15 protein-coding genes and 1 tRNA gene are annotated in these 15922 nt (G+C 65.3%); 13 read left to right on the top strand and 3 right to left on the bottom strand.

All coding sequences use genetic code 11. From position 1 onward, the window contains the following. Positions 1 to 33: 33 nt before the first annotated feature. The gene (ftsY, locus tag AC3QL2_RS06645; RefSeq protein WP_493231677.1) at positions 34 to 1149 is read right to left on the bottom strand and encodes a signal recognition particle-docking protein FtsY; all 1116 of its coding nucleotides are present in this window, start codon (positions 1147 to 1149) and stop codon (positions 34 to 36) included. 162 nt (positions 1150 to 1311) lie between these two features. On the opposite strand from ftsY, the gene AC3QL2_RS06640 reads away from it, so the two are divergent. From AC3QL2_RS06640 to AC3QL2_RS06620, 5 genes are read left to right on the top strand one after another with little or no spacing between them, the layout of a single operon-like run. Continuing rightward, a complete protein-coding gene (locus AC3QL2_RS06640; protein WP_493231679.1) occupies positions 1312 to 2682 on the top strand; it encodes a M16 family metallopeptidase in 1371 nt (456 codons plus the stop codon). Positions 2683 to 2710: 28 nt separating this feature from the next. Further along, positions 2711 to 4051: a M16 family metallopeptidase gene (locus AC3QL2_RS06635; RefSeq protein WP_493231681.1), complete on the top strand. Its 1341-nt coding sequence runs from the start codon at positions 2711 to 2713 to the stop codon at positions 4049 to 4051. Beyond that, positions 4048 to 4584, top strand: a complete 537-nt coding sequence (rsmD, locus tag AC3QL2_RS06630) for a 16S rRNA (guanine(966)-N(2))-methyltransferase RsmD (protein ID WP_493231682.1) — start codon at positions 4048 to 4050, stop codon at positions 4582 to 4584. Before AC3QL2_RS06635 ends, rsmD begins: the two co-directional genes overlap by 4 nt. A 39-nt stretch (positions 4585 to 4623) precedes the next feature. Continuing rightward, on the top strand, positions 4624 to 5109 hold the full coding sequence (gene coaD / locus AC3QL2_RS06625; RefSeq protein WP_493231683.1) for a pantetheine-phosphate adenylyltransferase: 486 nt from the start codon (positions 4624 to 4626) through the stop codon (positions 5107 to 5109). A 21-nt stretch (positions 5110 to 5130) separates the two neighbouring features. Further along, the gene (locus AC3QL2_RS06620; protein WP_481117448.1) at positions 5131 to 5382 is read left to right on the top strand and encodes a YfhL family 4Fe-4S dicluster ferredoxin; all 252 of its coding nucleotides are present in this window, start codon (positions 5131 to 5133) and stop codon (positions 5380 to 5382) included. Between the two features lie 95 nt (positions 5383 to 5477). Here the strand turns inward: AC3QL2_RS06620 and AC3QL2_RS06615 are convergent, their stop codons facing one another. Both AC3QL2_RS06615 and mutM read right to left on the bottom strand, forming a co-directional pair. Next, positions 5478 to 7430, bottom strand: a complete 1953-nt coding sequence (locus tag AC3QL2_RS06615) for a dynamin family protein (RefSeq protein ID WP_493232308.1) — start codon at positions 7428 to 7430, stop codon at positions 5478 to 5480. Positions 7431 to 7534: 104 nt separating this feature from the next. Beyond that, positions 7535 to 8344, bottom strand: coding sequence for a bifunctional DNA-formamidopyrimidine glycosylase/DNA-(apurinic or apyrimidinic site) lyase (gene mutM / locus AC3QL2_RS06610; RefSeq protein WP_493231685.1), 810 nt, complete (start codon positions 8342 to 8344; stop codon positions 7535 to 7537). Positions 8345 to 8532: 188 nt separating this feature from the next. Between mutM and AC3QL2_RS06605 the strand changes: the two genes are divergently transcribed. From AC3QL2_RS06605 to AC3QL2_RS06570, 8 genes are all read left to right on the top strand, one after another. Next, the gene (locus AC3QL2_RS06605; protein ID WP_493231687.1) at positions 8533 to 10257 is read left to right on the top strand and encodes a tetratricopeptide repeat protein; all 1725 of its coding nucleotides are present in this window, start codon (positions 8533 to 8535) and stop codon (positions 10255 to 10257) included. Further along, the gene (gene lolB, locus AC3QL2_RS06600) at positions 10257 to 10832 is read left to right on the top strand and encodes a lipoprotein insertase outer membrane protein LolB (protein ID WP_493231689.1); all 576 of its coding nucleotides are present in this window, start codon (positions 10257 to 10259) and stop codon (positions 10830 to 10832) included. The genes AC3QL2_RS06605 and lolB overlap by 1 nt, the downstream gene beginning before the upstream one ends. A gap of 1 nt (position 10833) precedes the next feature. Continuing rightward, complete coding sequence (gene ispE, locus AC3QL2_RS06595) at positions 10834 to 11694, top strand: 4-(cytidine 5'-diphospho)-2-C-methyl-D-erythritol kinase (RefSeq protein ID WP_493231691.1); 861 nt, start codon at positions 10834 to 10836, stop codon at positions 11692 to 11694. A gap of 18 nt (positions 11695 to 11712) precedes the next feature. Next, positions 11713 to 11789 (top strand) — tRNA-Gln (locus AC3QL2_RS06590). A 73-nt stretch (positions 11790 to 11862) separates the two neighbouring features. Then, the gene (locus tag AC3QL2_RS06585) at positions 11863 to 12813 is read left to right on the top strand and encodes a ribose-phosphate pyrophosphokinase (protein WP_374481938.1); all 951 of its coding nucleotides are present in this window, start codon (positions 11863 to 11865) and stop codon (positions 12811 to 12813) included. Positions 12814 to 12902: 89 nt separating this feature from the next. Continuing rightward, on the top strand, positions 12903 to 13502 hold the full coding sequence (locus AC3QL2_RS06580; protein ID WP_493231692.1) for a 50S ribosomal protein L25/general stress protein Ctc: 600 nt from the start codon (positions 12903 to 12905) through the stop codon (positions 13500 to 13502). A gap of 30 nt (positions 13503 to 13532) precedes the next feature. Then, a complete protein-coding gene (gene pth / locus AC3QL2_RS06575; RefSeq protein ID WP_493231694.1) occupies positions 13533 to 14132 on the top strand; it encodes an aminoacyl-tRNA hydrolase in 600 nt (199 codons plus the stop codon). Positions 14133 to 14236: 104 nt separating this feature from the next. Then, positions 14237 to 15856 carry a methyl-accepting chemotaxis protein gene (locus AC3QL2_RS06570; RefSeq protein WP_493231695.1) on the top strand — a complete coding sequence of 540 codons (1620 nt, stop codon included), beginning with the start codon at positions 14237 to 14239 and terminating at the stop codon, positions 15854 to 15856. Positions 15857 to 15922: the final 66 nt, after the last annotated feature.

Below are 15922 nucleotides of genomic sequence, written 5' to 3'. Positions count from 1 at the left end.
GTGCACGTCGCATATGACGTGCGGCAGTTCGGGTCAGTCGGCCTGCTCAGTGGCGCCGCCGACCGGCGTGAACAGGGCGTCCACGAACTCCTTGGCGCGGAAGGTCTGCAGGTCGTCGATCTGCTCGCCAACACCGATGAAGCGCAGCGGCTTCGGGCTCTGGCGGGCGATGGCCGCCACCACGCCGCCTTTGGCGGTGCCGTCGAGCTTGGTGAGGACCAGGCCGGTGACGCCGATGGCGGCATCGAAGGCCTTGACCTGCTGCAGCGCGTTCTGCCCGATGTTGGCATCGAGCACCAGCAGCACTTCGTGGGGGCCGGAGGGTTCGGCCTTCTGTACGACCCGGCGGACCTTGGCGATTTCTTCCATCAGGTGCAGTTGGGTGGGCAGGCGGCCGGCGGTGTCGGCCAGCACGATGTCGATGTTGCGGGCGCGGGCGGCGTTGATCGCATCGAAGACCACGGCCGCCGGGTCGCCGGATTCCTGGGCGATGACGGCCACGCCGTTGCGCTCGCCCCAGGTCATCAGTTGTTCGCGGGCGGCGGCGCGGAAGGTGTCGCCGGCGGCAAGCAGCACGCTCTTGCCCTGGTTCTGGAAGTGCTTGGCCAGCTTGCCGATGGAGGTGGTCTTGCCGGAGCCGTTCACGCCCGCGATCATGATGATGTAAGGCTTGTGGCCGCTGATCTCGAGGGGCTGCTCAAGGGGCGCGAGGATGGACAGCAGGCCTTCGGCGAGGGCGCCCTGCAGCTGGTCGGCGGTTTCCAGCTTGTCGCGCTTCCAACGCAGGCGCAGTTCCTTCAGGAGGTGCTGGGTGGCCTCGACGCCGCAGTCGGCCATCAGCAGCGTGGTCTCGAGTTCTTCGAGGAGCTCCTCGTCGATCTTGCGGCGGGAGAACAGGCTGGTCAGGTTGCCGAGGCCGCCGCCGATCTGCTCGCGGGTGCGGGACAGGCCGGCGCGCAGGCGGTCCATCCACGAGCGCTTCTTTTCGGGCTCCGGCGCCGGGACTGCCGCAACGGGGGCCGGGGGCGGCACCGGCGCTTGCGGCGCGGGCGTGGCGGGGATGTCCGCCTCTGGCGCTGCGGCCGGCGCTTCGGGGGCCGGAGCCGGGCTGTCGCCGGGCTTGAGGGCTTTCTTGAGGAAACCAAACATGGGGTGCTGAGTCTGAATGTGGGTCGATCGGACCGGCGCATGGGGTGAAAAGGCCCGTCATGTCCGGTTGGCCGGGTCGTCGGAATGCCGCTATGATGCCGCGCCACACGCCGGCCCGCGGCCATCGTTCTTCAATTTTACCAGATGCTTCAACAGCCTATGATGAAACGCAGTTTGCGGATCGCCTCGTCCGCTGTCGCCCTTGCCGTGGCGCTGGCCGCCCCGGCCTGGGCCAATCCCTACGAGAGCGTGCTTCCGAATGGAATGAAGTTGATCGTCAAGGAGGACAAGCGGGCGCCGTCGGTGGTGCATATGGTGTGGTACAGGGTGGGCGCGATGGACGAGGTGGACGGCACCTCCGGCGTGGCCCATCTGCTCGAACACATGATGTTCAAGGGCACCAAAAAGGTTGGGCCCGGTGAGTTCAACAAGCTCGTCGCCGCGGTCGGCGGCCGCGACAACGCGTTCACCAGCCAGGATTACACGGCCTATTTCCAGCAGGTGCCGAAGGAAGGGCTGGGCCGCATGATGGCGCTGGAAGCCGACCGCATGGCCAATCTGCAGGTGACCGAGGCCGGTTTCAGCAAGGAAATCGAGGTCGTGAAGGAAGAGCGCCGCCTGCGCACCGACGACAAGCCCCGTGCCCTGGTGATCGAACAACTGATGGCGACCGCCTTCCAGGCCCATCCCTACCGCCGGCCGATCATCGGCTGGATGAACGATCTGGACAACATGACCGCCCGCGATGCGCGCGAGTGGTACCAGCGCTGGTATGTGCCCAACAACGCGACGCTGGTGGTGGTGGGCGACGTGGATCACAAGGCGGTCTTCAAGGAGGCGGAGCGCACCTACGGCCAGGTGAAGAGCCGTCCGCTGCCGGTGCGCAAGCCGCTTGTCGAGCCGGAGCAGACCGGGCCGCGGCGGACCGTGGTGAAGGCGCCGGCCGAACTGCCCTACGTGGCGCTGGCCTGGCGAGCGCCGACGCTGCACAACGTGAAGGGCGACGACGATTACTACGCGCTGCAGGTGCTGGCTGCCGTGCTGGACGGCTACGAAGGCGCCCGCCTGGCGAAGAACATCGTGCGCGGCAGTCGCGTGGCGGTGACCGCCGGTGCCGGTTACGACGGTTCGGCCCGCGGCGAATCCCTGTTCATCCTCGACGGGGCGCCGGCCGCCGGCAAGACGGTCGCCGACGTGGAGGCCGCGCTGCGCGCCGAGGTCGCGCGCATCCAGAACGAAGGCGTGTCGGACGAGGAATTGCGCCGCGTGAAGGTCCAGGCGGTGGCCGGCCAGGTCTTCAAGCGCGATTCGCTGATGGGCCAGGCGATGGAGATCGGCATGGACGAAATGGTCGGCCTGTCGTGGAAGGACGACGACCTGATGCTGCAGCGCATCCGCGGCGTCACCGCGGAGCAGGTGCAGGTGGTGGCCAGGAAGTATTTCCGTGATGACACCCTGACCGTCGCCCAGCTCGATCCGCTGCCGGTTGATCCCCAGGCCCGTGCCAAGGCCACTGCGCCGCATCAACATTGAGCGCCCCCGTTTTCGAGGTGATTTCCTGATGATTTCCCGTTATCAACGTCTCGGGGCGGCGCTGGCGCTGGCCCTGACGACCCTGTCGGCCCATGCGGGGCTGAACATCCAGACCTGGACCGCTGCCGGCGGCGCCAAGGTGTTCTTTGTCGAAAGCCATGCCTTGCCCATCGTCGATGTGCAGGTGGATTTCCGTGCCGGCGGTGCCGAGGTGCCGGCCGGCAAGGCCGGCGTCGCGGGGCTGACCCGCTCCCTGCTCGACGCCGGTGCCGGCGGCCTGGACGAAGAGGCCATCGCCAACCGTGTCGCCGACCTGGGCGTACAGATTGGTGGCGATGCCGACATGGATCGCGCGTCCCTGTCCCTGCGCACCCTCAGCAACCCGGAGGAGCGTAACGGCGCGGTCGATCTGCTGGCCACGCTGATTCAGCAGCCGAGCTTTCCGGAGGCCGTCGTCGAGCGGGAGAAGGCACGCAGCATCGCCGGCCTGAAGGAGGCCGACACCCAGCCCGACGCGATCCTGTCCCGCCGCTTCGCCGCCGCGGTGTTCCCCGACCATCCCTACGGCCGCCTGCCGAGCGTGGACACGGTGTCGTCGATCACGCGGGATGACCTGGTGGCGTTCTACAAGCGCAACTACACCGCCGCGCGGGCTGTGGTGAGCATCGTTGGCGACGTGTCGCGGGCCGAGGCGGAAGCCATTGCCACCCGTCTGACGAGTGGCCTGCCGGCCGGCGAGGCGGCGACCGCGACGCTGAACACGACGCAGCCGCAGGCCCAGACCATCCGTGTGCCGAATCCCTCGGCCCAGGCCCACATCTCCCTTGGCCTGCCCGGCATCCGCCGCGGCGACCCGGACTTCTTCCCGCTGGTGGTCGGCAACTACATCCTCGGCGGTGGCGGCTTCGTCTCGCGGCTGACCAACGAAGTGCGCGAGAAGCGCGGCTATGCCTATAGTGTCTACAGCTACTTCATGCCTCAGCGTGATGTGGGGCCCTTCGAGATCGGCCTACAGACCAAGGGCAGCCAGACCGACGATGCCTTGAAGGTGGTGTCGGCGACCCTTGAGGAATTCCTCGCCAAGGGGCCGACGGAGGCGGAGCTGAAGGCGGCCAAGGACAACCTGATCAATGGTTTCGCGCTGCGTCTCGACTCGAACCGCAAGATGCTGGAGCAGGTGGCCGTCATTGGCGGTTTCGGCCTGCCGCTGGATTACCTGGATACCTATCGGGACAAGATCAAGGCGGTGACCGTTGCGCAGATCCGTGAAGCCTTCAAGCGACACGTGTCGCCAGCCCATCTGGTGACGGTAGTGGTCGGGGGCGATGGCGACAAGACCGTGCCGGTGAAGACGGGGGCCAAGCCTTGAGCCGTGTCCGCATCATCGGTGGGGAATGGCGCTCGCGCCTGATTGACGTCAGCACCGTCAAGGGCCTGCGCCCCACGCCGGACCGGGTGCGCGAAACCCTGTTCAACTGGCTGGGGCAGGAACTCGACGGCCGGCGCTGTCTGGACCTGTTTGCCGGCAGCGGCGCGCTGGGTTTCGAGGCGGCATCCCGCGGGGCGGAGGGCGTGACGATGATCGAGCAGGACCCGGTGGCTTTCGCGGCCCTGCGCGACAACGCAAAAACCCTACAGGCAACACGTGTACAGATTGTGCGGGGCGATGCGCTAAAATTCGCGCGCTCCGCGCCTCAGCCCTTCGATGTGGTGTTTCTTGACCCGCCGTACCGGGCGGGCTGGATCGAGCGGATCGCTCCACTGCTGCCCGGCCTGCTGAGCAAGGGTGGGGTGGCCTATGTGGAAGCGGAGCACGGGATCGAGAGTATCGACGGATTGACGCGAATCAAGCACGGAACGGCCGGGCAGGTGTATTACCACCTCTTTGCTGCCTGCGCCTGACGGCCGCGTGGTTTTCTGCCAACAGGGAAGGGCTGCAGGATGAGGGACGGTATCGCGGTATATCCGGGGACTTTCGATCCCTTTACGCGGGGACACGAGGATCTGGTGCGGCGCGCGTCGCGCCTGTTCGAACGGGTCATCGTCGGTGTGGCCACCAGTGGCGGCAAGGGGCCGATCTTTACCGTCGAGGAGCGGGTCGAGATCGCCAAGGAAGTGCTGGCGGCCTACCCGAACGTGGAGGTAAAGGGTTTCTCGTGCCTGCTGATGGATTTCCTCCATCAGAACGGTGCGCGCGTCATCCTCCGCGGCCTGCGTGCGGTGTCGGATTTCGAGTACGAGTTTCAGATGGCCGGCATGAACCGCAAGCTCTACCCGGACGTGGAAACGGTCTTTTTGACCCCCTCCGACGAGTTCATGTTCGTATCGGCCACGATGGTGCGCGAGATCGCACGGCTCGGCGGCGATGTGAGCAAGTTTGTGCAGCCTGGCGTACTCGAGCGGCTGCATTTGAAGATCAACAGTTAGTAACGAAGGAAGTAAAGCAAAATGGCTTTGATGATTACCGACGAGTGCATCAACTGCGACGTCTGCGAGCCGGAATGCCCGAATGGTGCCATTTCCCAGGGTGAAGAGATCTACGTGATCGACCCGAACAAGTGTACCGAGTGCGTCGGCCATTTCGATGAACCCCAGTGCCAGCAGGTCTGTCCGGTGGACTGTATTCCCTTCAATCCGGAACACCCGGAGAGCAAGGAAGACCTGATGGAGAAGTTCCACAAGCTGACCGCCGAAAAGTAAGACGCGGCTTCAGTCCTGATGCAAAAAGGCCGGACGCTCCGATGGGAGCGCCCGGCCTTTTTGTTTTGCTGCCGGACCGTGGCCCGGCGCTCGTCTCAGGCAGCTAGGGCCGCCGCGGCGCTGCTGTCGGCGGGCATGTCGAGGGCACGCTCGATGCGCACGGACAGCGTGTCGAGCTGGCGGAGCTGCTGGACCAGCAGGTCTTCGGCCTGCTGCAGTTCGCCGACCCGGTCTTCCAGCGTGTCGGTGGCCTGGTGGATGCGCTTGACGCTTTCCAGGCGGCGCTTGAGCTGCAGCTGGTACTCGCGGACCTGGGTTTCCAGCGGCGCCATGACGGCCCGTAGCCACTGCTCGGCATCCCTGTTGGCGATTTCGAAGGTGCGCCGCGCCTGCACGGCGACGGTTTCGAAGAACTTCTGCGTGAGGGTGTGCTTCTCGGTGGTGACGATGGTCAGCACCGTGTTGAACTGGTTGTTGAAGGCTTCTTCCAGACGCTCGATCTCCTTCTCGTAGCGCAGCGTCGAGAACGCCGACGGAGCGGCCAGCTTGAGGCCGTGTTCGACGGTGAAGCGCTTGTACATGGCGTCGAGCATCTTGGAGATCTCGCCGACTTCGTCGGTGGATTTCCGGAGGTTGCCGCGCAGGTGTTCGAAGAAGCCCTTCATCGCTTCGCGCAGGCCGCGGGAGAAGGCGGAGTCGAGCATCGCCTCGCGGGTGCGCCGGGTTTCGTCGCGCAGCGCGTCGAGGCCCAGGTGGCCGAAGAGGTTGTTGGACAGGTTGGAGAACACGCTGCGCACCGCGTAGTACTTCTGCAGGCCCTGTTCGAACTCGTCCTTCTCGGAGCGCACCTTGCGCATCATGTATTCGATAACGTTCTGGTTCTTGCCGCGCAGGTCGGTGAGTTCCTGCAACTGCTCGCGCAGGCCGGTGAGGCGGGCGTTGAGCAGTTCGCGGCTGCGGCTGACGATGTCGCTCACATCGCCGTAGGTGTTGTCGCGCACGATGTCGCGCTTGGTCGGCAGCAGCTCGGTGGACAGGGCTTCCTCAAGTTCGACGATGCGGCTGCGGGCGAGCAGGTCCTCATCGTTATTGACCTTGGCGACCAGGCCTTTCTGTGCGGAGACCGGGTAAACCTGGCTCGGGTCGATGTCCAGCGTGTCGGCGACGCTGGCGACCTGCCCGTTGATCTCCCGCTCAATGTCGGCCTCGCTGCGCAGGCCGTCCCACAGGCCGTCGATCTTGTTGAGGGCCACCAGTCGGCCGCGCTGGCGGCGGCCGGCGTTCACGTGCTCGCGCCATACGGCCAGGTCGCTCTGGGTGACGCCGGTGTCGGCGGCCAGGATGAACAGCACCGCGTGGGCGTTGGGCAGCAGGTTGAGGGTCAGCTCCGGTTCGGCACCGATCGCGTTGAGGCCCGGTGTGTCGAGGATGACCAGCCCCTGCTCGAGCAGCGGGTGCGGGAACTGGATGATGGCGTGGCGCCAGCGCGGGATCTCGATCCCGCCATCGGCGTCGGGGCGCAGGCCGGCGTCGCCGCTGTCATCGACCGGGAAGCCCAGCTGGTCGGCCTCGGCACGACTGACCAGGCGGGTTTCGCCGACCTGAGCGAGGGCCTGCTGCAGGCTTTCGGCGGAGCTGGTGTCGAGGGGGCGGATCTGCCATTCCTCGGGGTAGCGCTTGAGTTCGGTGATGCTGGCGTTGGTCTTGCGGCTTTCGATGGGTAGCAGCCGGATCTCCGGCTTGTCGCCCGCCTTCCATTGCAGTTCGGTCGGGCACATGGTGGTGCGCCCGGCGCTGGACGGCAGGATGCGGTTGCCGTAGCCGGCGAAGAACACCGCGTTGATCAGTTCGGACTTGCCGCGGGAGAACTCGGCCACGAAGGCGACGATCAGCTTGTCCTCGCGCAGGCGATCAAGCAGGTATTGCAGGCGCAGGTCGGACTGGGCATCCCCGATTTCATTGAGGTGCAACCATTTGCGCAACTCCTCGATCCCGGTCGCGACGTCGCCGCGCCATTGGGTGTAAGCGGAGAAGTGTTCAGCAAGCATATGGGCGTCTTTCACGGGCTTCATTCCTGGCTGGGCGCCGCTTCGTCGGCACAAACGTCGAATATCCCAAGCATAAACGTGAACGCTGCCGGCAGGAACAGCTTTCAATGCTGACAGCGTGGGCAATAAAAGGTGGCGCGCTGTCCCATGATGCGTTTGCGGATCGGTGTGCCGCAGCTGCGGCAGGCTTCGCCGTCGCGTCCATAGACGAAATACTGCTGCTGGAAGTAGCCCGGTGCGCCGTTGCTGCCGACGAAATCGCGCAGCGTGCTGCCGCCGGCGGCCAGCGCGTCCTGCAGGGTCTCGCGGATGCAGGTGGCGAGGCGAGCGCAGCGGCGCGGGCCGAGTTCGCCCACTGGCGTGGTCGGATCGATACCGGCGCGGAACAGGCTCTCGGAGGCGTAGATGTTGCCGATGCCGACCACGTGGGTGGCGTCCATCAGGAACAGCTTGACCGGCGTCCTGCGCTCACGGCTCGCCCGGTGCAGCCAGGCGCCGTCGAAGACCTCGCCGAGGGGCTCGATGCCCAGGCCGGCGAGCAGCGGATGTTCGGTGTCGCCGGCCTGCCACAGGACCAGGCCGAAGCGGCGCGGGTCGCGCAGGCGCAGTGCCCGGCCGCTGAAGAGAATATCCAGGTGGTCGTGTTTTTCGGGCGGATGGTCCGCTGGCACGATGCGTAGGCTCCCCGACATGCCCAGGTGCACGAGCAGGCTGCCGGTCGCGAAACGGAACAGCAGGTATTTGGCGCGGCGCTCCACCGCCAGCAGGGCCTGGCCGGCGAGGATGTCTCCGAGATCGGCGGGGATCGGGTGGCGCAGGCGGCCGTTGCGGATGAGGACCGCGCTGACAGTAGCTCCGGCAAGTTCGGGGGCGATGCCCCGGCGGGTGGTCTCGACTTCGGGTAGCTCTGGCATGGGCGTGGGAGTTGGGTTGGCCTTGGGGTTTGCTTGCTTGGGGGCGGGGAAAGCGCCTAACATCCGGCGAGCCCCGAACCCTATTGTAATAGCGCGATCCAACCGGTGTCCGGGGGCCGCCGATGCCATCACCGTCCGCCCGGCGTGGCGGCTGCGGCCTTCTCCATCACCTTGTCAGAGCCTTTTCGATGACGTCTTTCATTCGCCTCGTGCGCCCGGCCCGCCTGCTGGCCGTTCTGTTGATAGCGGGGGGGCTGGCGACGGTGGCGCGGGCCCAGGAATCCGCCGTGGAAGACGTGGCGGACTCGGTCGCGACGTACCCCGCGCAGCAACTGACGCCGCAGATCCTGTACCAGCTGATGCTGGCGGAAATCGCCGGCGCGCGCGGGCAGCTGGTTGTATCGGCGCGCTCCTACCTGGATCTGGCCAAGCGTACGCGGGATCCGCGGATCGCCCGGCGGGCCGCAGAAATTGCTGCGGTCTCGCGCCAGGCCGATCTGGCCAGCGAGGCGTCGCGCCTGTGGCTGGAGCTCGATCCCGGCTCCTTACAGGCTCAGCAGCTGGCCAGTGGTGCGCTGGCCAACGAGGAGCGTATCGAGGAGCTGAGCGCCCAGCTGGCCAAAGCGCTGGCCCAACAGGGGCCGAATGTCAGTGTGGCGCTGATGGGGCTCAACCGCGGGCTGGCGCGGATTCCCGACAAGGTGCTGATCCGGCGCCTGGTGAATGAACTGACCGAACCCTATCTGGACCGGGCCGAGGCGCATTTCGCACGCGCCAACGCGGCCTTCGTCGCCGGTGATACGGCGGCGGCTTCCGAGGCTCTGGATGGCGCGCTGGCGATCCGGCCGGACTGGGAGCAGGCGATCATCCTGAAGGCCCAGTTCCAGCAGGAGGCCTCGCCTGGCGCCGGTGTAAAGACCTTGCGCAGCTACCTCGGCACCAATTCCGAATCCCGCGAGGCGCGCATTGTGCTGGCCCGCATGCTGGTGGCCAGCCGGGAGTTCGCCGAGGCGCGCGAGCAGTTCGAGATCCTGCTCAAGCTATCCCCCGACGACCGGGACGTGGTCCATGCGGCGGGCCTGCTGGCCATGCAGCAGGGCGATCGCCAGGCCGCCGAGGCCCATTTCCGCCATCTGCTGAATCTCGGTTTCGGCGATCCGGACACCATCCGCATGTACCTCGGCCAGATCGCCGAGGATGCCAAGCGCTACGACGATGCCCTCAATTGGTATCGGGCGGTGGCGCCGGGCCCGCAGTTCATCGGCGCCCAGGTGCGCTTCGCCCAGGCGCTGGCCAACCGCGGCAAGCTGGCCGAGGGCCGCCAACATCTGCAGGCCGCGGCCAGCGCGGCGCCCCAGGACAAGCTCCAGTATGTGCTCGCCGAGGCGCAGTTGCTGCGGGATGCCAACCGGGCGGAGGATGCCTTCGAGGTGCTCGACGAGGCCCTGCGCCGCGATCCCGAGAATACTGACCTGCTGTACGAGTCCGCGCTGGCCGCCGAGCGGCTCGGCCGCGTCGAGGCGATGGAAGGGCGCCTGCGCAAGGTCATTGCCCTCAAGCCCGACCAGGCCCATGCCTATAACGCGCTTGGCTATTCCCTCGTCGACCGCAACATGCGCCTCGACGAAGCGGAGATGCTGATCCGCAAGGCGCTCAGCCTGTTGCCCGGCGATCCCTTCATCATCGACAGCCTGGGCTGGGCCCTGTATCGCAAGGGCAAGCTCCCTGAGGCCCTGGAGCAATTGCAGGCCGCTTTCGAACTGCGCGCCGATCCGGAGATCGCGGCCCATCTGGGTGAGGTCCTGTGGATGCTCGGACGGCGGGATGAGGCGGCCAAGACATGGCGGGAGGCGGCCAAGGCCAACCCGGACAACACCGTGCTCGTCGACGTGATCAAGAAATTCAAGCCGTGATGCGAGTCCTTGCCGCGAGCTTGCTGCCGCTGGTTCTTTGTGCCTGCGCCATGCAGCCGGTGACGCCACCTTCAGCCGTGAAGGCCCCGGCAGCGCCGTCTTTGGCTGCGCTGTCCCGTTTCGAGATCGATGGCCGCCTGCAGGTGCGCGACGGCGACAAGACCGCCGCCGTCGGCGTCGAATGGATGCACGCGGAGGAGGGGGACGAATGGCTGTTCTCCGGCCCGCTGGGGCAGGGGTTGGCGCGCATTCAGTCCGACCCGGACGGTGCCCGGATGACTCTCGCCGACGGGCGGCGCGTCGAGGCCGCGTCGGCGGCGGAGTTGGCCGAGCGCCTGTTCGACGTGCAGGCGCCCTTTGCGCAGTTACCGCGCTGGGTGACCGCTCGTGTGCCGGGCGGGGCTGAGATCCGTGAGCTCGATGCCGCGGGACGCCCGCTGCGTGTCATCGACCAGGGATGGACCGTCGAATACCTGGAATACACCGACGACGGCCGGGCGGCGCTACCCCGCAAGATCGACATCCACCGTGGCGACACCCGGCTGCGCCTGATCATCGATACCTGGAATCCCTGACGTGACCCTCGCCCAATTCGATCCGGCTGCCACCCTCCGCGTGGCTGCTCCGGCCAAGATCAACCTCTTTCTGCACATCGTCGGGCGTCGCCCGGATGGCTATCATCTGCTGCAGACCGCCTTCCGCATGCTCGACTGGGGGGACGAGATCACCCTGCGCCGCCGCGACGATGGAGCGATCCTGCGCTCCATCGACATTCCCGGCGTACCGGCGGAGTCCGATCTGGTCGTGAGGGCCGCGCGGGCCCTGCAGGCGGCGACGGGCAGCACCTTCGGCGCAGAGATCGGCGTCAGCAAGAAGATCCCCATGGGCGGCGGCCTGGGCGGCGGAAGTTCGGATGCGGCTTCGGTGTTGCTCGCGCTCAACAGGATCTGGGGCTGCGGGCTGTCTCGCCAGCGTCTGCAGGAAATCGGCCTCAAGCTGGGCGCCGACGTGCCCTTCTTCATCTTCGGAGAGACCGCTTTTGCCGAGGGCGTGGGGGAGGATCTGACCCCCTTGAGCGTGCTGCCCGCCTGGTACGTAATGGTGGCTCCGAGCGTTTTCGTGCCAACTTCAGAAATATTTTCTGATCCCCTGTTGACACGCGATAGTGAAATCCTAATAATGCAGGCCTTCGCAACGCACACAACGCGAAACGACATGCAGGCAACAGCATGCAGAAAGTTTCCGAAAGTGGCTGAAGCGCTAGATTGGTTGTCGCAGTACGGGGCAGCAAGAATGAGCGGTTCAGGGGCTTGCATCTTCGCTCCCTTCGATACGAAGGAAGCAGCAGAGCAGGTTCTGGCCAAAGCGCCGCAGGGTTTGAAGGTCTGGGTAGCCGAAGGGCTCGACAGGCACCCTCTGCAGAGCTGGGTTGTGTAAGTAGCGAAAACGATTTCTTGGGGAGTCGCCAAGTTGGTCAAGGCACCGGATTTTGATTCCGGCATTCGAAGGTTCGAATCCTTCTTCCCCAGCCAAATTATGCGGGCAGGCCAAAAACCTGCCCGTTTTGTTTTAAGCTGTTCTTCATCGCAGTAACGAGAGGTGATCATGGCTTCGGGCAGCCTGATGGTTTTCACCGGCAACGCCAACCCCAAACTGGCCGCAGATGTGGTGCGCCGCTTGGGCAAGTCTCTGGGTTCCGCCACTGTGGGGCGTTTCTCCGACGGCGAAGTCAATGTCGAACTGCTGGAGAACGTGCGTGGCAAGGACATCTTCGTCCTCCAGCCGACCTGCGTTCCCACCAACGATAACATCATGGAGCTGTTGATCATGGTGGACGCGCTGAAGCGCGCTTCCGCCGGCCGGATCACCGCAGCCATTCCTTATTTTGGTTACGCCCGTCAGGATCGCCGTCCGCGCTCCGCACGTGTGCCCATCACCGCCAAGGTGGTGGCCAACATGCTGCAGGCCGCCGGTGTCCAGCGCGTCCTGACCGTCGACCTGCACGCTGACCAGATCCAGGGTTTCTTCGACATTCCGGTGGACAACATCTACGCAACCCCTGTGTTGCTGGATTACCTGGAAAAGCAGAAGTACGACGACCTGATGGTCGTTTCCCCGGACGTCGGCGGCGTGGTTCGTGCCCGTGCCTTCGCCAAGCGCCTCGAGTGCGATCTGGCGATCATCGACAAGCGTCGTCCCAAGGCCAACGTGTCCGAAGTGATGAACATCATCGGTGAGGTCGAAGGCCGCACCTGTGTGATCATGGACGACATCGTCGATACCGCCGGCACCCTGTGCAAGGCCGCCCAGGCGCTCAAGGAAAACGGTGCCAAGCGCGTGCTGGCCTACTGTACCCACGCGGTGCTGTCCGGCCCGGCGATCAGCCGCATCAACGAGTCCGATCTCGACGAGCTGATCGTTACCGACACCATCCCGCTGTCCGACGAGGCCAAGGCCTGCGGCAAGATCGGTTCGGTGTCCATCGCCGACCTGCTGGCCGACACCATTCTGCGGATCAGTAACGAAGAGTCGGTGAGTTCGCTCTTCACCGAGTAAATCGTCAAGTTTTGAGCCGGTGGGTGAAAGCCCGCCGGCTTTTTTCAGCCTGTCTGGTCGCGGACAGGCTTTTTACTGGAGTAGTACTGATGACCATTCAATTCAATGCCAAGTCGCGCGTTCAGCAGGGTTCGAGTGCGAGCCGCCGCCTGCGTCGTGCCGGCAGCGTGCCCGCCATCGTGTTCGGTGGTGCCGCCGCTCCCCAGCAGGTCGAAGTCGATCACAACGAGATCTACCACGCCCTGCGCAACGAAGCCTTCCACGCCTCCGTGCTGAGCATGGTCCTGGACGGTGCCGTCCAGTCCGTGATCCTGAAGGATGCCCAGTGGCACCCGTACAAGCAGCAAGTGCTGCACCTGGACTTCCAGCGTGTTGACGCTGCCCACAAGATCCACGTCAAGGTGCCCCTGCACTTCGTGAATGCCGAGATCGCTCCGGGTGTCAAGCTCGACGGCGGCATCGTGTCCCACGTCATGACCGAAGTCGAACTCGAGTGCCTGCCCGGCGACCTGCCCGAGTTCATCCAGGTTGACCTGAAGGATCTGGCTTCCGGCCACTCCGTGCACGTGTCCAACCTCGTCCTGCCGGCCAGCGTCAAGGCGCTGACCCACGGTGAAGACCCCGTCGTGGCGACCATCCTGGCCGTCCGCGGTAGTGGCGACGACGCAGCTGAAACCCCGGCTGCCTGATTCTCTCCGGGATTGCGAGGTCGATAACGTATGAGCCAGCTTGTACCCAAGCTCGTCGTCGGCCTCGGCAACCCCGGTGCGGAATACGCTGAAACCCGGCATAACGCCGGGTTTTGGTTTTGTGAGCGCCTCGCCCGTGATCTGGGCACCAGTTTCAGCAGGGAAGCCCGCTTCCATGGCCTCGCTGCCAATGCCCGCAATGACGGCGTCTGGCTGCTGATGCCGCAGACCTTCATGAACCGCTCCGGCCAGTCGGTGGCCGCGCTGGCGCGTTTTTATCGCATCGCGCCCGCCGAGATCCTGGTGGTGCATGACGAACTCGATATTCCCCCCGGCCAGTTGCGCGTCAAGTTCGGCGGCGGCCTGGGTGGCCATAATGGCCTCAAGGACATCACTGCCCACCTGGGAACGCAGGACTTCTGGCGCCTGCGCATCGGCATTGGCCATCCGGGCGACCGCAACGAGGTGGTGAACTTCGTCCTCAAGCCGCCCCGGCGCGAGGAGTCCGTCCTCATCGACGAATCCATCGATCGTGCCTTGTTGGCCTGGCCGCTGATCGCGCGGGCCGACTGGAATGGTGCGACCCAGCGCCTCAATACCCGTCCTGCCGAGCCGAAAACTCCCCGCTGATTTCGCCGCGAGGCCTTAAGGCCTGCAGCGCCTTTGCCGTAATACCCCTCATAGACAACAACTGACCGGAAATCAAAAACCGGCACCAATCTGGGGTGGTAAGCATGCGCAAGCTATCGGATACGCCTATCTGGCTACGTCTGACGGGGGCAATCTGGCTGATGCTGGTGATCGCTTGGGGGGGCATGATCGCGTGGGAAACCCGCGTCAACCGGGATATCGCAATTGCGCAGGCGGAAGACTTCGCGCACAGCATCCACGAAATGACCATGGCCGGCCTGACCGGCATGATGATCACCGGTACGGTAGGACAGCGGGAGGTCTTTCTCGACCAGATCAAGCAGCTGTCGGTCATCCGCGATCTCGAAGTGATCCGCGGTGAAGCTGTTAACAAGCAGTTCGGGCCTGACAAGCGGCCCATGCGTGCGCTCGACGCAGACGAGCAGCAGGCATTGACTACCGGCAAGGCGTTAGTGCGGGTGGATCATGGCAGCGCAGGTGAGTTCCTGAAAGTCGTCAAGCCGGCGCTGGCGGCCACCAATTACCTTGGCAAGAACTGTACGGCCTGCCACCAGGTGACGCCAGGCACGCCACTGGGCCTGGTGAGCATGAAGATTTCCCTCGACCGGGTGAACGAGGCGGTGGACACCTTCCTGTGGAAGAGCATCGTCAGTGCGCTGGTGGTGTCCATACCGCTGATCGTTTTCGTGATGATCTTCATCCGGCGTTTTGTCGTGAATCCGCTCACCGAGATGAACAACAGTCTGGCCGAGATCGCCAAGGGCGAGGGCGACCTGACCCGGCGCCTGACCGTGGCCGGGCAGGACGAAATCGGCAAGACTGCATCCACCTTCAACGAGATGCTCGGCACGATCGCCCAGCTGGTGCGGCATGTGTCCGAGTCGGCGGCGCGGGTGACCAGTTCGGCCCATCAGCTGTCGTCCAGTGCCGGCCGGGTGGCCGACGGCTCCCGCCGCCAGAACGATCAGTCGATGAATGCGGCGGCGTCGGTGGAGCACATGGCGGCCAACATCGCCAACGTGGCGGCCAGCGCCGAGCGGGTGCACCAGCGTTCCCAGGAGAGTCTGAAGCAGGCCGGCGAAGGCAGCCGGACCCTGGATTCGCTGGTGGCGGAAGTGAGCCATGCGGAGAGCGCGGTGCGGGAAATGGCCTCGTCGGTGGAGCAGTTTGTCGAATCAACCACCGCGATCACCACGATGACCCAGGAGGTGCGTGACATCGCTGAGCAGACCAACCTGCTGGCGCTCAATGCTGCTATCGAGGCGGCTCGTGCCGGCGAGCAGGGGCGTGGCTTTGCGGTGGTGGCGGACGAGGTGCGCAAGCTGGCCGAGAAGTCGGCCCGCTCCGCCGGCGAGATCGACGCGGTCACGTCGCGCCTCAGCAAGCAGTCGGTGGCGGTGCGCGAATCCATCCAGCAAGGTCTGGAGCATCTGGCGTCCAGTCGTGAAGCGGTGTCCACGGTGTCCAGCGCGATCACTGCCGGCAATGAGTCTGTGGTGGCGGTCGGGCATGGCCTCGACGAGATCGCTGAGGCGACGGAGCAGCAGCGCTCGGCCAGCGCTGCGGTGGCCGAGAGCATCGAGTCGATCGCCGCGATGGCGCGGGACAACAACGAAGCGGTCGAGTCCACGGCCCGCGCCGCTCAGGACATGGAGAACCTCGCCAGCCAGTTGCAGCAGACAGTGTCGCGTTTCCGGGTCTAAGCCGGAGGCGTGCGGTGCTGGAAACGGACGGCTGCGGCCGTCCGTTTTGCTTTTGGGCTGCCACGT

Source organism: Zoogloea sp. GW822-FHT05C07 (assembly GCF_058800215.1).
The sequence above is the reverse complement of the archived record's forward strand: the minus strand, read 5'-3'. Positions and strand labels throughout refer to the sequence as shown.